Annotated in this window: 17 protein-coding genes; 10 read left to right on the top strand and 7 right to left on the bottom strand. The window is 72.7% G+C overall.

Translation table 11 applies throughout. The features are described from left to right. Positions 1-165: 165 nt before the first annotated feature. Positions 166-1,605 carry an acetamidase/formamidase family protein gene (locus FRANEAN1_RS04835; RefSeq protein WP_020458626.1) on the bottom strand — a complete coding sequence of 480 codons (1,440 nt, stop codon included), beginning with the start codon at positions 1,603-1,605 and terminating at the stop codon, positions 166-168. Between the two features lie 436 nt (positions 1,606-2,041). Here FRANEAN1_RS04835 and FRANEAN1_RS04830 point away from each other — a divergent pair, with 436 nt between their 5' ends. Continuing rightward, the gene (locus FRANEAN1_RS04830) at positions 2,042-3,169 is read left to right on the top strand and encodes a thiamine-phosphate kinase (protein WP_020458625.1); all 1,128 of its coding nucleotides are present in this window, start codon (positions 2,042-2,044) and stop codon (positions 3,167-3,169) included. A gap of 278 nt (positions 3,170-3,447) precedes the next feature. Here FRANEAN1_RS04830 and FRANEAN1_RS04825 read toward each other — a convergent pair whose 3' ends face one another. Further along, positions 3,448-5,616, bottom strand: a complete 2,169-nt coding sequence (locus FRANEAN1_RS04825) for a hydantoinase/oxoprolinase family protein (RefSeq protein ID WP_041253698.1) — start codon at positions 5,614-5,616, stop codon at positions 3,448-3,450. A 429-nt stretch (positions 5,617-6,045) separates the two neighbouring features. Between FRANEAN1_RS04825 and FRANEAN1_RS04820 the strand changes: the two genes are divergently transcribed. Both FRANEAN1_RS04820 and FRANEAN1_RS04815 read left to right on the top strand, forming a co-directional pair. Then, a complete protein-coding gene (locus FRANEAN1_RS04820) occupies positions 6,046-9,768 on the top strand; it encodes a multifunctional oxoglutarate decarboxylase/oxoglutarate dehydrogenase thiamine pyrophosphate-binding subunit/dihydrolipoyllysine-residue succinyltransferase subunit (protein WP_020458623.1) in 3,723 nt (1,240 codons plus the stop codon). Between the two features lie 127 nt (positions 9,769-9,895). Then, positions 9,896-10,075 (top strand): DUF6104 family protein, encoded by a 180-nt coding sequence (locus tag FRANEAN1_RS04815; RefSeq protein ID WP_018502297.1) that lies wholly within the window; start codon positions 9,896-9,898, stop codon positions 10,073-10,075. 55 nt (positions 10,076-10,130) lie between these two features. Here the strand turns inward: FRANEAN1_RS04815 and FRANEAN1_RS04810 are convergent, their stop codons facing one another. Then, a complete protein-coding gene (locus FRANEAN1_RS04810; RefSeq protein ID WP_020458621.1) occupies positions 10,131-11,105 on the bottom strand; it encodes a zinc-binding dehydrogenase in 975 nt (324 codons plus the stop codon). A 393-nt stretch (positions 11,106-11,498) separates the two neighbouring features. Here FRANEAN1_RS04810 and FRANEAN1_RS42010 point away from each other — a divergent pair, with 393 nt between their 5' ends. After that, on the top strand, positions 11,499-11,642 hold the full coding sequence (locus FRANEAN1_RS42010; protein WP_198145458.1) for a hypothetical protein: 144 nt from the start codon (positions 11,499-11,501) through the stop codon (positions 11,640-11,642). 152 nt (positions 11,643-11,794) lie between these two features. On the opposite strand, the gene FRANEAN1_RS04805 is transcribed toward FRANEAN1_RS42010, so the two are convergent. Next, positions 11,795-13,069: an NADP-dependent malic enzyme gene (locus FRANEAN1_RS04805; protein ID WP_041253697.1), complete on the bottom strand. Its 1,275-nt coding sequence runs from the start codon at positions 13,067-13,069 to the stop codon at positions 11,795-11,797. Positions 13,070-14,118: 1,049 nt separating this feature from the next. Here FRANEAN1_RS04805 and rfbC point away from each other — a divergent pair. After that, entirely contained in the window at positions 14,119-14,742 is a 624-nt protein-coding gene (rfbC, locus tag FRANEAN1_RS04800) for a dTDP-4-dehydrorhamnose 3,5-epimerase (RefSeq protein ID WP_018502293.1), read from the top strand. 87 nt (positions 14,743-14,829) lie between these two features. On the opposite strand, the gene FRANEAN1_RS04795 is transcribed toward rfbC, so the two are convergent. Continuing rightward, positions 14,830-15,165, bottom strand: a complete 336-nt coding sequence (locus tag FRANEAN1_RS04795; RefSeq protein ID WP_041253696.1) for a S24/S26 family peptidase — start codon at positions 15,163-15,165, stop codon at positions 14,830-14,832. 152 nt (positions 15,166-15,317) lie between these two features. On the opposite strand from FRANEAN1_RS04795, the gene sodN reads away from it, so the two are divergent. From sodN to FRANEAN1_RS04775, 4 genes are all read left to right on the top strand, one after another. Further along, complete coding sequence (sodN, locus tag FRANEAN1_RS04790; RefSeq protein WP_018502291.1) at positions 15,318-15,716, top strand: superoxide dismutase, Ni; 399 nt, start codon at positions 15,318-15,320, stop codon at positions 15,714-15,716. Positions 15,717-15,880: 164 nt separating this feature from the next. After that, on the top strand, positions 15,881-16,393 hold the full coding sequence (locus FRANEAN1_RS04785; RefSeq protein WP_020458617.1) for a GNAT family N-acetyltransferase: 513 nt from the start codon (positions 15,881-15,883) through the stop codon (positions 16,391-16,393). A gap of 548 nt (positions 16,394-16,941) precedes the next feature. Continuing rightward, on the top strand, positions 16,942-17,478 hold the full coding sequence (locus tag FRANEAN1_RS04780) for an anti-sigma factor (protein ID WP_018502289.1): 537 nt from the start codon (positions 16,942-16,944) through the stop codon (positions 17,476-17,478). Beyond that, a complete protein-coding gene (locus FRANEAN1_RS04775) occupies positions 17,475-18,605 on the top strand; it encodes an RNA polymerase sigma factor SigF (protein WP_020458616.1) in 1,131 nt (376 codons plus the stop codon). Before FRANEAN1_RS04780 ends, FRANEAN1_RS04775 begins: the two co-directional genes overlap by 4 nt. Before the next feature lie 230 nt (positions 18,606-18,835). Here the strand turns inward: FRANEAN1_RS04775 and FRANEAN1_RS04770 are convergent, their stop codons facing one another. Continuing rightward, positions 18,836-19,276 carry a hypothetical protein gene (locus FRANEAN1_RS04770; RefSeq protein ID WP_041253695.1) on the bottom strand — a complete coding sequence of 147 codons (441 nt, stop codon included), beginning with the start codon at positions 19,274-19,276 and terminating at the stop codon, positions 18,836-18,838. Between the two features lie 141 nt (positions 19,277-19,417). Here FRANEAN1_RS04770 and FRANEAN1_RS04765 point away from each other — a divergent pair, with 141 nt between their 5' ends. After that, positions 19,418-20,500 carry a diacylglycerol kinase family protein gene (locus FRANEAN1_RS04765; RefSeq protein ID WP_020458615.1) on the top strand — a complete coding sequence of 361 codons (1,083 nt, stop codon included), beginning with the start codon at positions 19,418-19,420 and terminating at the stop codon, positions 20,498-20,500. 131 nt (positions 20,501-20,631) lie between these two features. Here FRANEAN1_RS04765 and FRANEAN1_RS04760 read toward each other — a convergent pair whose 3' ends face one another. Then, positions 20,632-21,591, bottom strand: a complete 960-nt coding sequence (locus FRANEAN1_RS04760; protein WP_020458614.1) for a glycerophosphodiester phosphodiesterase — start codon at positions 21,589-21,591, stop codon at positions 20,632-20,634. Between the last annotated feature and the right edge of the window lie 153 nt (positions 21,592-21,744).

Below are 21,744 nucleotides of genomic sequence, written 5' to 3'. Positions count from 1 at the left end.
CTCGGGTTCACCCCAGACGGTCACCCTGAGCACAAGGACCAGGGACGGGACCCGGACGCGTTCTTCCGCGGATTCGGCGTGGCGCCGTCCGAGGTGCTCGAGGACGCGCGGGCGATCGCCGCGTCCGGGATACCGCACCGCTTCAGCCCGCGGTCCCGCTCGTGGTTACCGGTCCGGCTCACGGGAACGGTCCGGCTCAGGGGAACGGTCCCGGTCAGGAACACGATCCTGCTCAGGGACGCGAGCCTCGTCACGGCCGACATCCTGGTCATCCCCGTGGCCGTGGTGAGCGCCGTGGTCACCGTCGCTGCCATGACCACGGCCGGCACCACCGCGGTCGCTGCCGACCCCAGGGTCACCATCACCGCCGAGGCCGGCGTCGCGGTCGGTGTCATGGTCCCGGTCGGTGTCATGGTCCCGGTCGGTGTCGCCGTCCGTGCCGCCGACGATGCGGGCGAAACCGGCTCGGGGCAGCCGGGCCTTCACCGGCATCGGCTCGCTGAAGTCCGCGCGCCGGATTCGGCAGTACCCCGATTCCGGGCCGCCCGCCAGCCGGCCGACCCCGAAGTCCGCCGCCGAGGACAGGTAGGCGAGCGCGGCCGCCCGTTCCAGCCCGACCTTCGTCTGGAGGAACATCACCGCCGCACGCGCCGCCCGGCGCAGGGCCTCCCGTGGATCAGGGTCGAATCCCGACGTTATCCACAGCTCGTCGGTCTCGATGAACGGCTCCCGCAGCGCGCCGAGGGCGGCCCGGGCCGCCGCGTCCCGCAGGGTCACCAGGCGGAGGGTGGCTCGCAGCGGACCTTCCAGAGCGGTCGCGCCGATCATGCCGTCGCCGATGGCGTAATGGGGGTCGCCGACGGCGAAAAGCGCGCCCGGCGCCTGGATCGGCAGGTAGAGATGTGAGCCCGGGCCGAGATCACGGCAGTCCAGCGCGCCACCGTGCCGGCCTACCGAATTGGAGGAGACCGGGCCGTCGGGGACGTCCGCGGCAACGGTCATGATGCCCAGCGACGGGTTGAGCGGAAAGCGGATCCGGGTGTCGCGGCCGCTCGGCATGGATCCGAAGAGCCGGCCGCGGCGGCGTTCGACCGCGCAGAAGGACGTAGCCGTCCGATATGCCTGCCAGCGCCGGGCGTCGGCGTCGAGGTCCGGCGCCGGGGTCTCGGGAAACTCGCCGGCGAGCAGGCCGGCGCCGTGCCGGGTGGAGATCACGCCGTAGCGGGCGCGCGGGTGCAGTGAGATGACGTCGATCCGCAGCACGTCGCCGGGTTCGGCGCCCCGGACGTACACCGGGCCCGTCACGATGTGCGCGCCGTCGCGGCCGAAGCGGTGCGGTATCCCGGACGCGGCGATCGCCCGCGCGTCCTCGAGCACCTCGGACGGCGCCACGCCGAAACCGCGGAAGAACGTGTCCGGGTCCCGCCCCTGGTCCTCGAGGATCCCTTCCTGGCTGACGGTGTCGATGGTGACGGTCGTGCCGGGGTCGATGCTGAGGACCGGCCGCGTCCGCGCGGTCGGGAGGGCACCCCAGCTGATTGTCTCGGGGGTGGAGGGCAGATAGTGCCGGCCCTCGATCTTTCCTCGTCCGGGTTGCAGGGCCACTCGCGTTCTACCCGTGCCGGCGACCGGCGTAGGCCGGAATCGTCCTGGTCGTCGCTCGGCGCTCCGGATCGGAGGGCGCACCGGCGGACGGGACAGCGGACGACCGGACGGCGACGGCGGCCTCGGTAAGGGCCGGTCGCAGACGGTGGCGGTGGGGGCGCTGCACGCGCGTCAGAGTCGCAGCGCGACATGACGCCGAGATGTCCTGGATGTTGCAGTCGCGGTCCAGCCCTCGCTCAGCTCCAGCTCAGCGCCGCGCGTCACCCGGTGAGGAGCCCACGGAAGGGGTACCAGACGGGCACGCGCCGGTATCCGGCGGCTGCTATTCGTCACGCGGGCGGGGCCCGACGGCCCCGATCCGGGTCCGCTGGAAGACGTCAGCCAACGTCCAGACACGCACCGGAGACGACTACCGGCCGACTACCGTGGCTCCACAATGAGCACACGCGGCCAGCCGGACACCGAAAGCACCGACGACACCACCGACCCCGGCAGCACCGGCAGCACCGGCAGCGGGCCGACGGTGGCGGAGACGGGTGAGTTCGGGCTGATCCGGGCGATCACCCGACGCCTCCCCGTCGGGGCGGACGTCCTGCTCGGGCCCGGTGACGACGCGGCGGTGGTGGCCGCTCCCGACGGACGGGTGGTCGTCACGACCGACCTGCTCGTCGAGGGCCGGCATTTCCGGCGCGACTGGTCCTCCGCGTACGACACAGGGCGCAAGGCGGCGGCGCAGAACCTCGCCGACGTCGCCGCCATGGGCGCGCGCCCGACCGCCCTGGTGGTGGGTTTCGCCGCGCCCGGCGAGCTGCCCGTCGCCTGGGCCGAGCAGCTCGCCGACGGCCTGCGTGACGAGTGCGCGCTGGTCGGCGCGTCCGTGGCCGGCGGCGACGTCAGCTCGGCCGCCGGGATCGTGCTGGGGATCACCGCGCTCGGCGACCTCGCCGGACGAGCCCCGATCCGCCGGGACGGCGCCCGCCCCGGCGACCGGGTGGTGCTGGCGGGACGGATCGGATGGGCCGAGGCCGGCCTCGCCCTCCTGCGCGCCACCGAGCTCCCCCCCGAGATCCTGCGGGCGCACGCCGAGGTTGTGGACGCGCACCGGCGGCCCCACCCGCCCTACACGCTCGGCCCGCTGCTCGCGGCGGCGGGGGCGCACGCGATGTGCGACGTGTCGGACGGTCTCCTCGCCGATCTCGGCCATGTCGCGGCGGCCTCCGCCGTGTGGATCGACATCGACCCCACGGCGCTGCCGGTGCCCGGACCGATCCGGGACGCCGCCGCGGTGCTGGGCGCCGATCCGCTGACCTGGGTTCTCACTGGAGGTGACGACCACGCGCTGGTCGCCTGCCTTGCTCCTACCGCCCTGCTTCCGGCCGGCTGCGTCGTCATCGGACGGGTGCTGGCCGTCCCCGCCGATGCGGTCTCGGGTTCGGCCGCCCCCACCCATGTGGGCCCGGACGGGACCCGGCCTGATGACCGCGGCGCGGGTCACGGGGTGCTCGTCGGCGGGCTCGACTACCGGCAGGGCACCGGATGGGACCACTTCCGCCAGACCACCTGAGCCCGCGGGCTCGACAACCCCCGGACACGACGGCGCCCCGTCCTCTGGAGAGAGGACGGGGCGCAACGTGTTAGGGCGCCGGCCCGCCAGGTCGCCTCGCGGCGCGATGTCGCACGTAGCGACTCAATTTGGGTCCGGGGGCCATGATACGGACCGGCGCTGTTCATAGTAACGGCCCACACCCCGGCCCTGTTCCCGTTCGCTGGATACCCGTCAAACAATCCAGCGCCGCCCACCCGACTCCGTCAGACGGCGGATGGCCAGACGGCCAGACGGGTTCAGACGGCGGACGGCGTCGTGTGGGTGAGGACGATCGTCCCGATGTCGTCCACGACGCCGGTCCAACCACGGCGGAGCAGGCAGGTCGCCTCGGCGAACTCCACGACGGCCGGGCCGGTCACCGTGTCTCCCGGTCCGAGGGCTGCCCGGGGGATCACGTCGATCTCGTGCCACGCGCTGTCCGTCCAGGCCCGGCGCCGGCCGCGGCGCGCCGTGGGATCGGGGCGCGGGGCGACCGGTCTCGGTCTGGGCCCGGGCACGGTCACCACCAGGCGGACGGCCACCGTCTCGATCTCGCGGCCCGCCGCGATGTGCCCGTAGCGGCGCAGGTGCTCGGCCTCGAAGGCAGCACGGACGGCGTCAACGAGCCCGCCGGCCCCCGCCGCCCAGCCGCCCGCCGCACCGCTGCTGTTTGCCGCACCGCTGCCGCCCGCGGCCTCGCTGCCGCCGCCCCCGGGCTCCGCCACGTCGATGGTCAGCTCGTGGGACTGCCCCACGTAGCGGCAGTCCAGCCGGTGTTGGAGCACGACCGCGCCCGCGGAATCGTGGCCCCCGGCCAGGCCGGCGCTTGCAGCGAGGCCGGCGCTCGCGACGAGGCCGGCGCTCGCGACGAGGCCGGCGAACGCGGCCGTCAGGTCGACCTCGCCCAGACGGCCGATCAGCGGGCGGGCGTAGTCGCGCCGGACGTCGCCGATCGCCAGGCCCAGTGCGGAGAGGACGCCGGCCGCGAGCGGGACGAGGACCCGGGTCATCCCGAGCTCCTCGGCGAGCGCGCAGGCATGCGTCCCGCCGGCTCCACCGAAGGCGACCAGCACGAGCTCGCGCGGGTCGAGCCCGCGCTCAACGGAGACGACGCGCAGGGCACGGGTCATCTCGGCGTCCGCGACCGCCACCACCCCGGCGGCGGCCTCGACCGGTGAGAGCCCGAGGGGGGCGCCCAGCGCGCCCAGCGCGGCCTCGGCCGCCGTCCGCGAGAGGGTGACCTCGCCGCCGAGCCCGGCGCCGTCGGCGAGGTAGCCGAGGCAGAGGTCGGCGTCGGTCACCGTGGGCCGCGTGCCGCCGCGGCCGTAGCAGGCCGGTCCCGGGTCCGCGCCGGCGGAGCGCGGGCCGACGCGCAGCGCGCCGCCGGCGTCGACCCAGGCGATCGACCCGCCGCCGGCGCTGACCGAGTGGACGTCCACAGTGGGCAGCACGATCGGTACCCCGGCGAGCACCGACTCGGAGGTGGTCAGCGCGCGGCCGTCGAGGACCGGCGCCACGTCGGTGGAGGTGCCGCCCATGTCGAAGGTCAGCAGGTCGCGCACGCCGGACAGGCCGGCCACGTACGCGGCGCCGACCACTCCCCCGGCCGGCCCGGAGAGCACGCAGCGGGCGGCGTGGCCGGCCGCCTCTGCCAGCTCGGTGACCCCGCCCGAGGACTGCATGATCATCGGGACGGTGACGTCCCGGGCGGCGCAGCGCCGCTCGAGCGCCCGCAGATAGGACGACAGCCGCGGGGTCAGGTAGGCGTCGGCGACGGCCGTGGTGAACCGTTCGTACTCGCGGAAGACCGGCAGGACCTCGCTGGAGGCCACCACCGTGACCCCGGGCAGCCGGGCGCGCAGGGCGGCCGCGACGGTGCGTTCGTGGTCGGGGTGGGCGAAGGAGAACAGCAGGCACACGGCGACCGCGTCGAGGCCGGGGACGGCCGCGACCTCCTCGACGACCCGGTCCACCTCGGCGGCCCGCAGCGGCTCGAGCACCCCGTGCGGGCCGCACCGTTCCGCCACGGTGAAGCGCAGCTCGCGCGGGACGAGGGCGGGCGGCCGGTCGAGGGTCAGGTCGTAGAGCGACGGCCGGTTCTGCCGGCCGATCTCGATCACGTCCCGGAACCCGCGGGTGGTCACCAGGGCCGTGCGGGCACCGGCCCGCTCCAGCAGCGCGTTCGTGGCGACGGTGGTGCCGTGGGCGAACGTGCCCACGAGTGGTCCGTCCAGCCCCGCGGCGGTGAGGGCGGCGAGCACTCCGTCGGACGGGTCGGCGGGCACCGAGGGAACCTTGGCGAACCGCACCGCGCCGTCCGGGTCGACGGCGACCAGGTCGGTGAAGGTACCGCCGACGTCCACCCCGAGGCGGATCTTGCCGCTTGGACGGACCCGGCCGGCGGATGACTCCTCGTGATCGACCACTCGGCTTTCCACCCCTCTGACGGCTCCCCTGACGTGCTCACTCCCGCGCCCGCCACCCTCCGGCAGGTAGTCACCCAGAGCGACGGCGCCGGGCCTCCCGATCGGCCGGTGAACGTCGGGCGCGAGCCTGGCACCGGGAGCTCCGGACGGGCGTCACAAGACCTCGCGCTCTGCACCGGACGGCCGACGCGAACCGGGTCCGTGGCCTGACCATTGCTTCTGGTGTCAGGGAAAGCCACCGACGGCCGACGGGCGGCACGGCGAGAACGCCGGCCGACCGATCGACCCGGCCAAATGGTGTCAATTGTGATGTGACGTCCGGCAGGGCACCTCAAGCGGGTCCGTCCACAGCGGGTAACCTGAGCAGACGGTAGCGAAGGGCCTGTGAACAGGCAGAGATGTACACCGTGGATAGAGGCGATTGGCCCCGTGACAGCACCGACGGTACCCGCGTCAGAACCTGACTTCGGCCCCAACGAGTGGTTGGTCTTCGAGATCTACCAGCAGTATCTCGAGGACCCGGAGAGCGTCTCCGCCGAATGGCGTGAGTTCCTCTCCGACTACCGTCCCGCGAACCCGTCCGCCCCGCATGTGGCGGGCACACTGGTCGCCGGCGACGGACAGGCGGCCGCCGCCACCGACCCCGGTTCACCGCGCCCGCCCGTGCCCTCCGCGCCCTCCCCGGCACCGGGGGTGCCCGCAGCCGCGGCGGCTCCGGCGCAGGCCCAGGCCACGGCGCCGGCTGCTGCGCCCGTGGCGAAGCCGGCGGTGGCGAGGCCCGCCGCAGCCGGGGCCCAGACCCCGCTGCGCGGCGCGTCCGCCCGGGTGGTCTCGAACATGGAGACCTCGCTGCACATCCCGACGGCGACCTCCGTGCGCGCCGTGCCGGCGAAGCTGCTGGCCGACAACCGGATCGTCATCAACCGGCATCTCGCCCGGTCCAGCGGCGGCAAGATCTCCTTCACCCATGTCATCGGCTACGCCATGGTCAAGGCGCTGGTCGACCACCCGGCGATGAATGCTTCGTACGCCGAGGTCGGCGGCAAGCCCACCCTGGTGCAGCCCGAGCACGTCAACCTTGGTCTCGCCATCGACCTGGTGACGCCCAAGGGCCGCCAGCTCGTCGTCGCCGCCGTGAAGAAGGCCGAGACGCTCGACTTCAGCCAGTTCTGGCTGGCGTACGAGGATCTCGTCCGCCGTGCACGGACGAACAAGCTGACGATGGACGACTTCGCCGGCGTCACGATCAGCCTGACCAACCCCGGCGGCATCGGGACGGTGCACTCCGTCCCGCGGCTCATGGAGGGCCAGGGCACGATCATCGGCGTCGGGGCCATGGAGTACCCGGCCGAGTTCCAGGGCGCGTCGCAGCAGACCCTGTCGAAGCTCGCCATCTCCAAGATCATGACTCTGACCAGCACGTACGACCACCGGATCATCCAGGGCGCGCAGTCCGGAGAGTACCTGCGGCGCATTCACGAGCTGCTGCTCGGCGCCGACGGGTTCTACGACGAGATCTTCCACTCGCTGCGCGTGCCCTACGTCCCGGTGCGCTGGCTGCCCGACATCTCCGCGCACCACGAGGGCGACCTCGACCACGGCGCGCGGGTGCTCGAGCTCATCCACGCCTACCGGGTGCGCGGGCACCTGATGGCCGACACGAACCCGCTCGAGTTCGCCATCCGCAGCCACCCCGACCTCGACATCATCGGGCACGGGCTGACCCTGTGGGACCTCGACCGGGAGTTCCCCGTCGGCGGGTTCGCCGGCCAGCGCACGATGTCGCTGCGTGACGTGCTCGGCGTGCTGCGCGACTCGTACTGCCGCCGCGTCGGCATCGAGTACATGCACATCCAGGAGCCCGCGGAGCGCACCTGGATCCAGGCCCGGGTCGAGCGCTCGGCCGAGCGGCCCGACCCGGCCGAGCAGCTCTACGTGCTGGAGCGCCTCGGCGCCGCCGAGGCGTTCGAGTCCTTCCTGCAGACGAAGTACGTCGGCCAGCGGCGGTTCTCCCTCGAGGGCGCCGAGTCGACGATCCCGCTGCTCGACGAGGTCCTCAGCCGGGCGGCGGAGGCCGCCATGGACGAGGTCGTCATCGGCATGGCCCACCGCGGGCGGCTCAACGTGCTGGCGAACATCGTCGGCAAGTCCTACCGGCAGATCTTCGACGAGTTCGAGGGCTACGTCGACCCGCAGACCGCCCACGGCTCGGGAGACGTGAAGTACCACCTGGGTGCCGACGGCGTCTACACCGACCAGGACGGCCGCACCGTCCCCGTGTCGGTGGTGGCGAACCCGTCCCACCTCGAAGCCGTCGACGCGGTGCTCGAGGGCGTGGCCCGCGCCAAGCAGGACGTGCTGGACAAGGGCTTCAGCGGCTACACCGTTCTGCCGGTGCTGATCCACGGTGACGCCGCGTTCGCCGGCCAGGGTGTGGTCGCCGAGACGCTGAACCTCTCCCAGCTGCGCGGCTACCGCACCGGCGGCACCGTGCACGTGGTCATCAACAACCAGGTCGGCTTCACCACGTCGCCGACGTCCAGCCGCTCCTCGGTCTACGCCACCGACGTGGCGCGAATGGTGCAGGCGCCGATCTTCCACGTCAACGGGGACGACCCCGAGGCGTGCGTCCGGGTCGCCACGCTGGCCTTCGCCTACCGGCAGGAGTTCAACAAGGACGTCGTCATCGACCTCGTCTGCTACCGGCGCCGCGGCCACAACGAGATGGACGAGCCGTCCTTCACCCAGCCGCTGATGTACGACACCATCGCTTCCAAGCGCTCGGTGCGCAAGGTCTACACCGAGGCGCTGATCGGCCGTGGGGACATCACCCGCGACGAGGCCGAGCATGCGATGAAGAGCTACCGTGCCGAGCTGGAGAAGGCGTTCGCCGAGACCCGGGAGACCACGACCCGGCCCACGCCGCAGCCACGGATCGTGACCACACCGGCGGAGGCGGCCGCGGCCGCCGCGGTCACCACCGCGGTGTCGCCCGAGGCGGTCAAGAAGGTCGTCGACACCCAGGTCAGCCTGCCGGACGGGTTCGTCATGCACCCGCGCCTGCGCCCGCAGATCGAGCGCCGGGCGCAGATGGTCGAGACCGCCTCCATCGACTGGGCCCTGGCCGAGACCATCGCCTTCGGGACGCTGCTCCTCAACGGCGTCTCGGTGCGGCTCACCGGCCAGGACAGCCGGCGCGGCACGTTCGGCCAGCGGCACTCCGTGCTGGTCGACCGCTACACCGCCGAGGAGCACACCCCGCTGCGCACCCTGCGCGAAGAGGCTGACTCGCAGGTGGGCACCTTCTACACCTACGACTCGCTGCTCTCCGAGTTCGCGGCGATGGGCTTCGAGTACGGCTACTCGGTGGCCCGCTCCGACACCCTGGTGCTGTGGGAGGCGCAGTTCGGCGACTTCGCCAACGGCGCGCAGTCGATCATCGACGAGTTCATCTCGGCCGGTGAGGCCAAGTGGGGCCAGCGCTCGTCCCTGACGCTGCTGCTCCCGCACGGCTACGAGGGTCAGGGCCCCGACCACTCCTCCGCCCGCATCGAGCGCTTCCTCTCACTGTGCGCGGACGGCAACATGACCGTCTCGGCGCCGTCCAGCCCGGCCAGCTACTTCCACCTGCTGCGCCGGCAGGCGTTGTCGCCCGTGCGCCGGCCGCTGATCGTCTTCACGCCGAAGTCGATGCTGCGGCTCAAGGCGGCGGCGTCCTCCGTCGAGGAGCTCACCGGCGGTTCCTGGCAGCCGATCATCGACGACGCGGCGGTCAGCGACCCGGCCAGCGTGAAGCGCGTGCTCCTGTCCGCCGGCAAGGTCTACTACGACCTGGCCGCCGCGCGGGTGAAGCGCAACGACGCGCAGCGGTTCGCCCTGCTCCGCGTCGAGCAGCTCTACCCGACCCCCGGGCCGGAGCTCACCGCGCTGCTGCGCCGCTACCCGAACGTGACCGACCTCGTCTGGGTCCAGGAGGAGCCGGCGAACCAGGGCGCCTACCCACACATGGCGCTGAACCTGCCCGAGTCGCTGCCGGACGGCCTGCGGCTGCGGCGGGTCTCGCGGCGGGCCGCGGCCGCCCCCGCGGGCGGCTCGTCCTCGGTGCACGAGCGCGAGCAGGCGGCGCTGGTCGAGGCCGCCTTCGGGGACTGATCACCCCGCGGGCACGTCCGTGCCAGCTGGCCGCGTGCCAGTCAGGAGACATCCGGCGGTGAGCCGGGCCCGCTTACTCCGGGCCCGGCTCACCGCCGGACCTGTTTGGGACGGATACCTTTCCACCATGTACTTCACCGACCGGGGCATCGAGGAGCTGGCCGCCCGCCGCGGCGAGGAATCGGTGTCGTTCGACTCGCTCGCCGACGCCCTGCGCACCTTCGTCGACCTGCACCCGCAGTTCGAGGACGCCGTCGAGCAGCTCGCGACCTGGCTGGCCCGCCCCGACGACGACCCAGACCTCTGACCCCCGTCGCCGCTGTCCCCCGGGGTGTCCCCCGGGGCACCGGCCGCGCGCGGGGCTAGGGGGTCAGGACGAGCTTGCCGAAGACCTCGCCGTCCGCGAGACGTCCGAAGGAGACACGAGCGTCGGCGAGCGGGCGGACATCGTCGACGAGCGGGCGGGTGCCCGTGCGCGCCAGGAGGTCGACCAGTTCGGCGAGCTCGGTGCGCGTGCCCATCGTCGAACCGATCACCGAGAGCTGAAGGAAGAAGATCCGGTTGAGCTCGGCCGGCGGGTTCGGGCCGCTGGTGGCGCCGGAGCAGACGATCCGTCCACCCGGGCGCAGTGACCGCACCGAGTGCGACCAGGTCGCGGCCCCGACCGTCTCGATCACTGCGTCCACGCGCTTCGGCAGGCGCGCGCCCGACTCGACGGCGAGATCGGCCCCGAGCTCGAGCGCCCGCCTACGCTTGGACTCGTCCCGAGAGGTGACGAACACGGTGTGACCGGCCGCCTTGCCGATCATCAGGGCCGCGGTGGACACTCCGCCACCGGCTCCCTGGACGAGCAGCGTCCCGCCACCACCCGCCGGCAGGCCCGCCCGGTTGACCACCATGCGGTACGCCGTGAGCCAGGCCGTGGGCAGGCAGGCCGCATCCTCCCACGACAGCGCCGCCGGCTTGGGCACAAGGTTCCCCCGCGGGACGGCGATCCGCTCCGCGAGCGTGCCAGGATGCAGCTCGGAGAGCAGGGTCCGCTTCGGGTCCAGGGTCTCGTCACCGCCCCCGCGAGCCGGGTCACCGATGACGGCGTGGACGATCACCTCGTCGCCGTCCGCGCTGACCCCGGCCGCGTCGCAGCCCAGGATCATGGGCAGGCGCTCGGGCGGCAGCCCAACTCCGCGCAGGCTGAACAGGTCGTGGTGGTTGAGCGCGGCGGCCCGTACGGTGACCGTGGTCCAGCCCTCGGGCACGGCCGGTTCCGGCTGGTCGCCGACCACGAGGCCGGCCAGCGGGTCGTCCGGGTTGATGGAGACGGCGGCGGCGGCAAGCACGAGGGTAACCCTAGGATGACGCTCCCCACCAACGCCACCGAACCGTCCGCTCCATGCTCGGTCCGATCCGTGTCCGATCCGTGTCCGGTTCCGGTGAACGCGGCATACGACAGCGCCCGACGCCGCCGTTGCTCTTCGTCATGGTTCGCCCCGATCCCGCCGCACGCCGTGGAGGCCGGGGAGATCGGCCACAGGCCGATTGACAGGCTTCGGGCAGCCCGGCCGTCGCGCGGTCGGACCGGATGTGTTGAACTCAATCCCGTGGTTACACAGGGGAGTACGCCGGCCCCCCTCAGCCGGGGCACAGTCAGCCGGGACGCAGGCGGCCGGGACGGGGGCGGCCGTCGGTTCGGCTGGCGACGGCGCCGGCCGGCGCCCGTACCGGAACCGCCGGTGGTGCTCGTGACAGACGGCGATCCAGTGATCATCGTCCCGTCAGCGGACTTCGTCTGCTGCTCCTACAAGGGCTGCGGCGCGCTGCGCCCACTGACCGAAGCCAGCGAGAACCGCCCCTGCCCCGGCTGCGGCCGGGTCTGAGGCGGCGCCCCGGGCTCCTGGGCGGCGGCGGTCTCCAGGGCTCCGAACGGCGACCGCCGCGGAACCCTGAGGTTCCGCGGCGGTCGCGTTCGGCTCTGTCTTTCCCTGCCCGCAGCGCTCCGGACGACCCGAGCCCTGCCGCGGCGGAGGTGCTAGCGGCGTGCGACTCCGTCGGCGCGGGCTGCCGCGGCAACCGCGGTCGAGACCGCGGGCGCGACGCGCTCATCGAAGACGCTCGGGATGATGTTGTCATCGGCCAGCTCGTCGGCGATCACGTCGGCGAGAGCCCGGGCGGCCGCGAGCTTCATGCCCTCGGTGACCCGGCTGGCACGCACGTCCAGCGCGCCCCGGAAGACGCCCGGGAAGGCCAGCACGTTGTTGATCTGGTTCGGGTAGTCGCTGCGGCCGGTCGCCACGATCCGGGCGTACTTGTGGGCGATCTCGGGGTCGATCTCCGGGTCCGGGTTCGCCATCGCGAAGACGATCGCCTCCGGTGCCATCGTGGCGACGGCCTCCTCGGGCACCTTGCCCGCGGAGAGGCCGAGGTAGACGTCCGCCCCGGCAAGTGCCTCGTTGATCGAGCCGCGCAGGCCGGCCTTGTTCGTCTCGGCGGCGAGGGCGGCCTTGACCGTCGTCAGGCCGTCCCGACCAGGGTAGATCATGCCGCGACTGTCGCCGACGGCGATGTCACCGATGCCGGCGGCGAGCAGGATGCGGGTGACGGCCACACCGGCGGCGCCGGCGCCTGACACGACGGCCCGCAGGTCGCCGAGGGTCCGCCCGGTCAGCCGGGCGGCGTTCTCCAGCGCGGCGAGCGCGACGATCGCGGTGCCGTGCTGGTCGTCGTGGAAGACGGGGATGTCGACGCGGTCCTGGAGCATCGACTCGATCGCGAAGCACCGGGGGGCCGAGATGTCCTCGAGGTTGACGCCACCGAAGCCCGGGGCGAGGCGGGCGACCGTGTCGACGATCTCCTCGACGTCGGTGCAGTCGAGGCAGATCGGCACGGCGTCGACCCCGCCGAAGTGCTTGAAGAGGGCGGCCTTGCCCTCCATGACCGGCAGGGCGGCCGCGGGGCCGATGTCACCGAGGCCCAGGACGGCCGTTCCGTCGGTCACCACGATCACGGTGTTGGAACGCCAGGTGTACTCGTCGGCCAGGGCCGGCGTCTCGGCGATCGCCGTGCACACCCGGGCCACGCCGGGGGTGTAGGCGAGCGAGAGGTCCTCGCGGTTGTTCAGAGGTGCGGTCAGCCCGATTCCGATCTTCCCGCCCCGGTGCAGCGCGAAGGCGGGGTCGTCGTCGGACGGGCGCGGGCTCGGCCCGTCGAACCCCGGCGACGTCACCGGTGCCGCGGGCGAGACGGGCCCATCGGTCGGGGCCGCGAGGGACGAGTCGAGGGTCGTGTGGTCTGTGGTTGCGGTCACGAAAGGGGCTCCTCGGACAAGCCACGGCGGTTCCGTCCGGCGAACGGTGTCACTGACCGGACGTGGCTGGACGTTCCCGGGGCCCCGGCGAAGATCGGGCGTTCGCGGGGCGGCGGGCACTGCTGCGCCACCTCGACGTGTGAGATGGCTGGACTGCCACATGCCTGCGACGGGGGTGGCCCGGCGCTGCTTCCAATATGGCACGCGCGAGGCTCCGGGCCTCCCGGTCCGGTTCACCGGCGGCCAACCCGGGATGACATCCGCGTGAAACATGCGTGCGTCGCCCGGGCGCCGCGACGTAGCTGAACTGTGACGTAATGGCACTTGTCGGGCTCCCCGGGATGAGTCCAACCTCCGCCGCTCGCAACCGTCCGTCGCCTCGTGTTTCCCTATCTGTCGCCCATCCGACTCCGACGGGCGGTGCCGCCGGAGTCCGCGCCGCCAGGTCCGGCACACCCGGCCGCCTGCCAGCCCCACCTGAGGGCCGGGGCACGGCGGGAGCCAGGGCACACGGCGGCCGGCCGCCGCACGTCCTCGCGTCGGCCACCCCACCGATCAGCCGATCAGCTCCCCGGCCGCGCCCGCCAGCCGACGCGGGCCGGTGCCGGCCTGCTCCCGGGAACCCGCTGGAAGGCCGCCACCGGAGCTGCCGTTGCGTTTCTGGAAACGACCTGAAACCGGCCCGCATCGTCCGACCCGGGTGCGGAATCCATCGCGTTTCAAGCCGGTTTCCACACAGGCACGACGGCAATGATCTCGTGCCTCGCGACACATCCACGGCCGATAAAGCGTGAGACGATTCACTCGAAACGCGAGCGTTGTTCGTCCGTGGACCTGCGGAGTGCGACAGGCGACGCGCGGGGGTTTCGAACACGACTCGGGCCGGCCCGCGATCACCATCCGCCGACCGCCATCTCACAGAGGGGAAGCCCCATGTGTCAGGCCGATCCTGATGTCAACCAGTCGAAGCGGGACGTCCACTGCCGGCACACGGCAGGCGACGAGGCTGTCCGGGAATCGCCGCGCCCAACCTAGTAGCGTGCGTTGTCGTGGAGGTAACCGAGCTGCCGATCGCCGATGCCTGGTTGTTCACCCCTCGCCAGCACTCCGACCCGCGCGGAACATTCCTCGAATGGTTCCGCGTCGACGCGCTGGAATCGGTGACCGGGCACCGGCTTGAACTCGCCCAGGCGAACGCCAGCGTCAGCCGGGCGGGAACGCTGCGCGGCGTGCACTACGCCCAGGTGCCGCCCAGCCAGGCAAAGTACGTCACCTGTGTCAGCGGCCGTGTGCTGGACTGTGTCGTCGACATCCGGGTCGGTTCGCCGACCTTCGGGTCGCACGCGGCCGTCCTGCTCGACGACGTCGACCGGCGGGGCCTCTATGTGTCCGAGGGGCTCGGGCATGCCTTCATGGCGTTGACGGACGGCGCCGCGATCACCTATCTGTGTTCCACGCCGTACACGCCGGAGCGCGAGTTCGGGATCAACCCGCTCGATCCCGACCTGGCCCTGCCGTGGCCGGCCGAGCTGACCCCGCTGCTGTCGGAGAAGGACACCGCCGCGCCGACACTGAGCCAGGCCGCGGCGGCGGGCCTGCTCCCCACCTACGCCGACTGCCGGGCGTTCTACGACTCGCTGCGGCCGCTGAGCACCGGCGCGAGCCGCGGCTGACCCACCGCCCGCCCGGGCGGCTCACAGGACGGCCTGTGCGGACGAGTAGGACGGCGTGCGGGGTGAAGCGAGACCTCTGCGGGCAGCTCACGCCCAGGGTGGCCGGCTGCGGCGCAGTGCACGCGGGCGCGGCCAGTACCGCGCCACGACCCGGCCGAGGACGTCGCCGGCCGGGACCATCCCGAACGTCGCGCTGTCGGTGCCGGCGCGCACGTTGTCCGAGCGCAGCCACCAGGATCCGTCCGGGTCGGTGAACTCGGCCCGTTTGACCCCCAGCCCGCGCTCGGGCAGCCGCGCCACCACGACGTCACCCGGTCTGGGTGACGCGCCCCACAGCACGAGGCATGTGTCGCCGTCGTTCAGGGTTGGTTGCATCGACTCGCCGCGGACAGCGACCGCCCGCACGGAAACACGTGGCCTCACGGGGGTAGGTTGCCAGAAGGCGGGAAACTGGTCCGCGGACTCCTACTCGCGATCCACGTCCCGCGATCGCAACCACCCAGGGCCGACCCGCCCGGCGCGGACGCGGCCGCCCCTGGGCGACAGACCCGAGGCGATACAGAGAGGACGGCGGCATGAGCCTGCTGCATCCCGCGATCAGCGTCAGTGCCCACTGTGACCTGCCCTGCGGCGTCTACGACCCGGCCCAGGCGAAGGTCGAGGCCCAGTCGGTCAAGGCCATCCAGGAGAAGTACCAGGCCAACACGGACCCGGAGTTCCGGGCCCGGGCGCTCGTCATCAAGGAGGAGCGCGCCGAGCTGGTCAAGCACCACCTCTGGGTGCTCTGGACCGACTACTTCAAGCCGAACCACCTCGAGAAGTACCCCCAGCTGCATGACCTGTTCTGGCAGGCCACCAAGGCAGCCGGCGCGGCCGGCGCCAAGGGCTCGGTCGACCCGACGCAGGGCCAGAAGCTCCTGGACCTGATCGACGAGATCTCCACGATCTTCTGGGAGACGAAGGCCGCCGCCTGAGACTCGGGCGACAGGTAGGGCCGGGCGTTCCCCTGGGTGGCCGAGTGCCATCCCGGCGGGGGCGCCCGGTTTTGTGTGTGGGTCGGGTGTCCCGTCGGCCGGTGGGGCGAGCGCCTGCGATCCCGTCCACCGGGGATCTAAATGATCACATCCCGGGAGCGGACATGATCAGACCTGCCCGGCGCGGGGACGTCGAAGCCGTCCTCGCCCTGGTCCGCGGCCTCGCCGCCTACGAGCGCGAGCCGGACGCGGTCGCGATGACCGCCGACGACCTCACCACGGCCCTGTTCGGCGACCCACCCGCGGCGCACTGCCTGGTGGCGGAGTCGCCGAACCCGGCCGGCGACGTGGCCGACGTTGTGGGCTTCGCGATGTGGCACCCGACCTTCTCCACGTGGACGGGGAAAAGCGGGATGTACCTGATCGACCTGTTCGTCCGGCCCGAGCACCGCCGCGCCGGGCACGGCCGGGAGCTGCTGACCGAGCTCGCCCGGATCTGCGGGCGGCGCGGCTACCTGCGGCTGGAATGGGCCGTCCTGGACTGGAACACCCCCGCGCACGCCTTCTACCGGTCGGTGGGGGCGGCACCCACCTCGGAGTGGACCACCTGGCGGCTGGACGCCCGTGCGATCGACACGCTGGCCGGCCCCCGCCCGCATCACGACAGTGTTACCTGACGTGCGCCTTCCCGGCTGAAACCGTGCCCTGAAGGTCACTGTCACCTGACCTCCGCACCGGCCCCCCGGCCGCCCGCGGCCACCTGGTCGGCCGCGCCCGGCGCCGAGAACACCCAGGTGGCCGGGCAGGAAGCGGCCATCCGCGACCAGTCGGGCCTTCGGCGCCCTCTTCTGATCACCCGACCTGCGATACCCCAGGCGGGCTGGGTACGGTGGTGAACGACGGGGCCCACGCGAGTCGGACCTCCTCGGCAGGGCCATCATCGGAGTAACACCCCGATGGATCGGGTAGGCGCCGGCACCGGAGTGTCGTCCGGAAACGGACACAACACCACGGGTCGCGGGAAACCCGCCTCGCAGCGCCGGCGACCGCAAGGCACCGGCAACAGCAAGGCACCGACCACGGCGGAACCCGAGCCAGACCCAGCCAGATCGAGATCCACGAACGAGCGACACCCGGTGGCGGAAACACCCGACACAAACGCACGAAGACCGACATCATCGACGAGGACCTTCCTCGCACGACCCGGGCTCTTGGGGGTAGGAACGTGAATCCGACGCCTTCGACCGGCGGCGCGGAGAACTCCGGCGGCACCTCGGGCGAGGCCACCCACGGCGGCGGCCCGCACGACGTCGTCCAGCTCACCCTGCCCGCCGCGAGCGCCTATCTGACCGTCCTGCGGACGGCCACCGCGTCGCTCGCGGCCCGGCTGGACTTCACCCTCGACGACATCGAGGATCTCCGGATCGCGGTGGACGAGGCGTGCGCGCTGCTGCTCGTCTCCGCCGTTCCCGGCTCGTCGCTGGAATGCAGGTTCGCCCTCGAGCCCGGCGTCATGAAGGTCCTGGTAACCGTCGAGAGCCTCGACGGCGAGCCGCCCTCCACCGAGACGTTCGCCTGGACGGTGCTGACCGCGCTGGCCGGCGACGTCTCCAGCTCGACCGGTCCGGGCTCCCGGGTAAGCATCGCCCTCCAGAAGCGCCGCGGTGTCCGGGCCGACCTGGGTGAGCCCCCGGCCGGGCACGTCCGCGGCTCCGGCGCGGCCTCCACAGCGGCCCTCGGCGACACGGTAGGCACGTCGTGACTTCAGCCGGCAGAACACCCACCACCCCTCGTACGGTCCCCACGAACCGCGCGGGCGACCCGGTCGCGGCACTCAGCCAGCGCGGTGCCGGCGACATCACCAGCACCGACATCGCCAGCACCGACATCGCCAGCACCGACATCGCCAGCGCTGACATCGCCAGCGCTGACATCGCCGGCCCCGACGTCGGCGGGATCACCGGGACGGCGCACGAGGCCGACGGCCTGACCGAACGCGGATCCGGGCCTGGTGCCGAGCACGGTGGTCCACCGCCCGCCTCAGCCGTGGGCGAGCAGGCCCAGCCCGACGAGGCCGTCGACGCTGCCGGTGCGGGCTCCCGCTCCGGCTCGTCCGGGCACGGCGCCGGGTCGCCGGATCGGATCCGGGCCCGCGCGCTGTTCGTCCGGCTGGTGTCGCTGCCCGAGGGGGACCCGGAACGGGCCGCCCTGCGTGACCAGCTCGTCCGCATGCACCTTCCCCTCGTCGAGTACCTCGCCCGGCGGTTCCGAAACCGCGGCGAGCCGCTCGACGATCTGGTGCAGGTCGCGACCATCGGGCTGATCAAATCCGTCGACCGGTTCGACCCGGAGCGCGGGGTCGAGTTCTCGACCTACGCGACCCCGACCATCGTCGGGGAGATCAAACGGCACTTCCGCGACAAGGGCTGGGCGATCCGGGTGCCCCGTCGGCTCCAGGAGCTCAAGCTCTCGCTGACGAAGGCGACCTCCGAGCTGTCCCAGTCGCTGGGCCGCTCGCCGACGGTCAGCGAGATCGCCCGTCACCTGGAGATGAGCGAGGAAGAGGTCCTCGAGGGCCTCGAGTCGGCGAACGCCTACTCGGCCGTCTCGCTGGACGCGCCCGACTCCGGGGACGACGAGGCTCCGGCCGTCGCCGACACCCTGGGGGTGCAGGACGAGTCGCTGGAGGGCGTGGAGTACCGCGAGTCCCTCAAGCCGCTGTTGGAGAAGCTTCCCCCGCGGGAGAAGCGCATCCTGCTGCTCCGCTTCTTCGGCAACATGACCCAGTCGCAGATCGCGAACGAGCTCGGCATCTCGCAGATGCACGTGTCCCGGCTGTTGGCCCGCACGCTGGCCCAGCTCCGCCGCGGGCTACTGGAAGACGGCTGAGCCGACCAGCACTCGGTACGCCCCGGGGCCGCACCCCGCCCCTGGCTCGGCCAACCGCCCGGCCTGGGCCTGACTGCTCACCAGCAGCAGCCTGTCCAGCAGTGCCTGTCCTGTTCGCTGCCCGTCCGGCCCGCGCTCGGCGCGGGTGCCGCATGGCGCAGCCTGCCGGCGAACCGACCCCTGGGCCCGGGTCGGTTCAGCTCCTCACCCGGCCGCCCAGCCCGCCACGATCACGCGTCGCCATCTCCGGCCGGCCTGGCGTACCCGCCGCCGAAGCCCAGGGACACGATGATCGCGAGCGGAACTACCACCAGCGGCACACCATAGCCGTACAGACCACCCTGCAACAGGCCCCAGGCAACGGGGAGACACAGAACCTGTGTCACCAGCGCAGGCGACCGGAAACCGGACCGGCCGCGCAGGACCCCCCAGGTCACCAGGCCCAGGCAGGCCGCGCCCACCAGAGCGAGCACACCACCGGTCTCCGCCCGGCCGACGTCCTCGATGTCGGAACCGAAGCCCCGGACCACCAGCAGCGCGCCCAGGCCCGCGAGCACCGCCGTCTCAACCCCGAGCAGCACGCCCGCGGCAAGCAGCGGACGCGGTACGACCCGCGCGCTCGGTGCCGGAGCAGGGCCGGACGCCCCGACGGGGCCGCGGTTGGTACCCATCCGCCGAGATTACGTCCCGTTCGCCACGACGGCACTGGGGACCACGCCGCGAGGCCCACGCCACGGCGCGGGATCCGCACGGACGGTGTGAGAGTTTTCCCAGCCGACGCCCGGAATGGTTGCGCAGGCTACCGTATTGGCATGCGCGGGCTGCTGGTCGTCAATCCGGTCGCGACCACCACTACCGAGCGGGTCCGCGACGTGCTCGCCACCGCTCTCGCCGCGGACGTCGCCCTGGAGACGGTGGTCACCAAGGGGCGCGGCCACGGGCTGGAGCTGGGTGCCCGGGCCCGCGAGCTCGGTGTCGACGTGGTGATCGTCCTCGGTGGCGACGGCACCGTGAACGAGATCGTCAACGGTCTGGTCGAGAGCGGCCCGGCGGGCGAGGGCCCGGCACTCGCCGTCGTCCCGGGCGGGAGCACGAACGTCTTCGCCCGAGCGCTCGGGTACTCGGCGTCGCCGGTGGAGGCCACCGGGGAGCTGCTTGCCGCGCTGCGCGAGGGCCGCTCCCGGCAGGTGAGCGTGGGCCAGGCCCGGTACGGCGACCAGACCCGCTACTTCACCTTCTGCCTCGGCATGGGTCTCGACGCCGATGTGGTCGCCGCGGTCGAGCGCCGCCGCGACAAAGGACGTCGCAGCACCGCCGGGCTCTTCCTGCGCTGCGCGACCGCCGAGCTCGTCCGCCGGGTCGGGCGCTCCGGCCCGGCGATCAGCATCACCGCGGCGGGCGGCATCCTGGGTGGGGTGGCCACCGGGCGCGCGGCGACCGACGGCGACGCGGCCGACGGCGACGCGCGGGACGCCGAGGCCGGCGGGACGGCCGGCACCGGGGAGACCGGCGGGGCGGCTGTCGACCACTCCGAGCCCGGGGCGCAGGGCCGTAAGCCCGTCGAGGTGTCGCTCGCGATCGTCTGCAACACCCGGCCCTGGACCTACCTGAACAACCGGCCGGTCGCCGCCTGCCCGGAGGCCTCCTTCGACACCGGCCTCGACCTGGTGGGGCTGCGCCGCGCCCGGCTGTCGAGCGTGCTGCGGACGGGGCTCCAGATGCTGGGCGACGAGCCGACCCCCCGGGGGCGCAACGTCGTCACGCTGCACGACGCGGCGGCGGTGACCCTGCGGGCCGATCAGCCGGTCGCGGTGCAGATGGACGGCGAGGTCCTGGGGAACTTCGAGCTGGTGGAGCTCACCGACCACCCGCGGGCACTGCGCGTCATCGCCTAGCCCGACGCGCGTCATCGCCTAGCCCGACCGAATCGTCCGAGGCTCCTGAGCGTCGTCGCCTGAGCCGGACCCGAGTCGGCTGAATGCTCCTGAGCCGGCTGAAGGCGCCTGAGACGGCTGAGAGCGCCCGCTCAGGGGCGCCGCAGCGCCTGGCCGACGCCCACGGGGTCGTCACAGATCACGCCGTCCACACCGGCGTCGCGCAGCTCGATCGCCGTCGCCGGGTCGGTGACCGTCCAGGTGACGAGGCGGAGGCCGGCCCGCCGCGCGCGCGGGACCGCGTCGGCCACGCCCAGCACGGCGGACACGTGCGCGTGCAGCTCCGTGTGGCCTGCCGAGCGGGCGTAGGCGACCCCGCCGCTCACCGACATCCGCGGCATCGTGAGGAACGCGGTCGCGACGCCGAGCCCGGCGTCGCGGATCGCCTCGATTGCGAACCAGTCGAAGGACGAGACTGTGATTCCCGACACAGATTGGCTTGCCGGCGTCGAGTTCCCGGTGGAGCTCGACTCACTCGATTCGCCGGCCGGCCCACCCGCCGAGCCGGGCGCAGGAGGCGCTCCGTTCGCGAGTGACGCTCCGTTCGCGGGAGGCGCTCCGTTCGCGGGAAGCGCACCGGGGCCGGGCGGCGCACCGACGGCGAGCCGTGGGCCGACGTCGGATGGCGCACCGGAGGCCGGCGCTGTCGCCTGATCGAGGTGCGCGCCGGCGACGGAGGAGCCCGGCAGCCCGCGAGCCCGCAGCAGCTCGATGAGCGCGCGGGCCGTCCGCTCGCGTGGAGCGTCGAAATCCGGCTGGCCCGGCTGGTTCTTGATCTCCAGGATGAGGCGGCCACGGCCGTCCCAGACGTCGAGCATCTCGGTCAGCAGTGGGATGCCACGACTGGCGAGCTCACTGGTCGACCGGCGGATGACGGCCCGACCGCCCAACCGCGGCAGCCGCGCGTCGTGCACACACACCAGGTCGCCGTCGGCGCTGCGGCGCACGTCGAGCTCGACGCCGTCCGCACCTGCCCGTAACGCGGCGTCTACCGCCTCGAGCGTGTTCTCCGGACCGGGTGTCCGGCTTCCACGATGGCCCAGAACCTCCATCGCCCCATCCTGCGCGGTCAGTTCACGTGCTGGTCGTATGCCCCGCTGTCAGCGCGGTTGCCTGCGTGGTCCTCAGTGCTACGCCGGCCGACCGCGCCACTCCACACGGCAACAGCCAGATCGACACCAAGAGGGCAGCCTAGCACGAGATGA

The sequence above is a fragment of the Parafrankia sp. EAN1pec genome, assembly GCF_000018005.1.
GTDB lineage: Bacteria > Actinomycetota > Actinomycetes > Frankiales > Frankiaceae > Parafrankia > Parafrankia soli.
The sequence above is the reverse complement of the archived record's forward strand: the minus strand, read 5'-3'. Positions and strand labels throughout refer to the sequence as shown.

Coding starts and splice junctions, on each gene's coding strand:
- FRANEAN1_RS04830 (WP_020458625.1), top strand. CDS start 2,042: ATGAGCACACGCGGCCAGCCGGACACCGAAAGCACCGACGACACCACC.
- FRANEAN1_RS04815 (WP_018502297.1), top strand. CDS start 9,896: ATGTACTTCACCGACCGGGGCATCGAGGAGCTGGCCGCCCGCCGCGGC.
- sodN (WP_018502291.1), top strand. CDS start 15,318: ATGAGCCTGCTGCATCCCGCGATCAGCGTCAGTGCCCACTGTGACCTG.
- FRANEAN1_RS04785 (WP_020458617.1), top strand. CDS start 15,881: ATGATCAGACCTGCCCGGCGCGGGGACGTCGAAGCCGTCCTCGCCCTG.
- FRANEAN1_RS04770 (WP_041253695.1), bottom strand. CDS start 19,276: ATGGGTACCAACCGCGGCCCCGTCGGGGCGTCCGGCCCTGCTCCGGCA.
- FRANEAN1_RS04765 (WP_020458615.1), top strand. CDS start 19,418: ATGCGCGGGCTGCTGGTCGTCAATCCGGTCGCGACCACCACTACCGAG.
- FRANEAN1_RS04760 (WP_020458614.1), bottom strand. CDS start 21,591: ATGGAGGTTCTGGGCCATCGTGGAAGCCGGACACCCGGTCCGGAGAAC.